The organism is Luteibacter sp. P4_D7_3, assembly GCF_056401735.1.
This window is the reverse complement of record NZ_JBFUIT010000521.1, coordinates 1-1,612: the sequence shown is the minus strand read 5'-3', so window position 1 is coordinate 1,612 and position 1,612 is coordinate 1. Positions and strand designations below refer to the sequence as shown.

2 protein-coding genes are annotated in these 1,612 nt (G+C 58.6%); both read left to right on the top strand.

Translation table 11 applies throughout. The features are described 5' to 3' along the window. Positions 1–276, top strand: a 276-nt coding sequence (locus AC1DSN_RS22285) for a TOBE-like domain-containing protein (protein ID WP_477332975.1), incomplete at its 5' end; no start/stop codon positions are given. A 294-nt stretch (positions 277–570) separates the two neighbouring features. Then, positions 571–1,612: hypothetical protein (locus AC1DSN_RS22280; protein ID WP_477332973.1), on the top strand; the 1,042-nt coding region annotated here is incomplete at its 3' end.

Here is a 1,612-nt window from a genome sequence, read left to right as displayed (position 1 = left end):
CTGTTGGTGCCTGAAGGTGAGCCAGCGTGGGAGGCGAAGCTGCGACACGTCTATCTCGCGGGGAGCATTGCGCATCTCGACATCTATGTTGCGGACATCGATCAGACGCTCGAGGTCGATGTGGCGAGCGAGGATCTAGGGAGGTTGGCGCTTGTACCCGGAGCCGTGTTGCGGATTGCCCCGACGGCGCTTGTCGCCTTTCCTCTTGGTGACGGACCTGACACGCTCCCGGTTATTGGGGAACGCTGGGTCATGAGACGACCCAGCGTGGTCTAACGGCGAGCGCACTCGTGTAGCCATCAGCGACGTCCAATCGCTCATTGCGGTGGTTATAACGATATCGTCAAATTGCACGAATGCGTTGCTCACTCGACCAACAGCTCAAAAACTTTAGCGATTTTCTTCAGACCAAGGTCGCGCTTTTCCCTCTTGCATTGCCAAGATGAAAGTGCGAGATTCGCCGCGTCCAGACAGGGGCAACTTGGGCACGTGGTAGACGCATCGCCACATTGAAGAACGCGACTTGCTCGAATGTCGAGCAAGTGCATGGACGGTTCACGGAGACCCATTGTGACGAAGCCTTTAGGGCTATGGCAGCTATGCCTGGTCATTGCCGCGCTCGCTTTCGTGCCTGCGGTGCACGCTGCACAGGACACCGTCTACTTTGCAGGCATCGCCTTTACCGGTGACGCATCGGACACGACGCACGAATTTCCTCACCTGAGCCGCCTCCTCGATAGCGCGACTGCCAAACAGGTGAACGCGGGAATTCGTCACCAGATCGACAGCCACCCCGGCCCGACCCACGTCAGCTTCGACCAGCTTGGCTCCATTAAAGATGCGAGCAACGCAACCGCCCTCGCCCTCGCAGTCGATCGCGAAACCACGTCGGTCGAACACGTGGGCGGCCTCTACAAGATCCGACTGGAGATTTCAGCGCAGGTCCTGTTCTTCGACTTCAAGGAACGGCAGGTTCTCGGCGGTCTGCCGCTCGTTCTGGACTATGTGGACGTCAAGGCCTCCGCACCCTCGGATGCCGATATCGATGCCGGCTTCAGCGGCATGATGCTGGATACGACATCGCCGAGCGGGCTATCGGCGCAATTCGCCGCCGCTCTGGCTCGCGCACAAGTGCCCAACGCCGCCACACGCCATCTACGCGTTACCAACGTGACACTGGCCGACAAAAGCAAGGAATACCTGCGCCAGTACGCGCCGACGGTTAACGAAACCGCGTTCCGCACGCAGGTGGCGCAAGAGTTCGGTAAGTACCTCTCATCCAATCAGAAGCTGGCAATCCTCCCGTATCGATCGAACCGCGCCATCGGCTCGAACATGGCGGCACGATTCGTGGAAGGTGACGCGTACGACTTGAAGATCTCCGAGGCTGACTACGAAGTCTCCCTCGACATCGCCGGTTTCAAGAAGGTTGAGCAGGGCAGCAACAACGTCAACACCGTCTACATCTACGGTGCATTCGTAGATGTCACCGTACGCGAACCTCTTTCAGGCAAGGTCTACTTCCAGCAGCGCATCAAACAAGGCGCAACCAAGGAAGTGCCAGTTACGCAGACATCCGTCGACGACTGGGCCGCTTCCTACGAATCCCTGC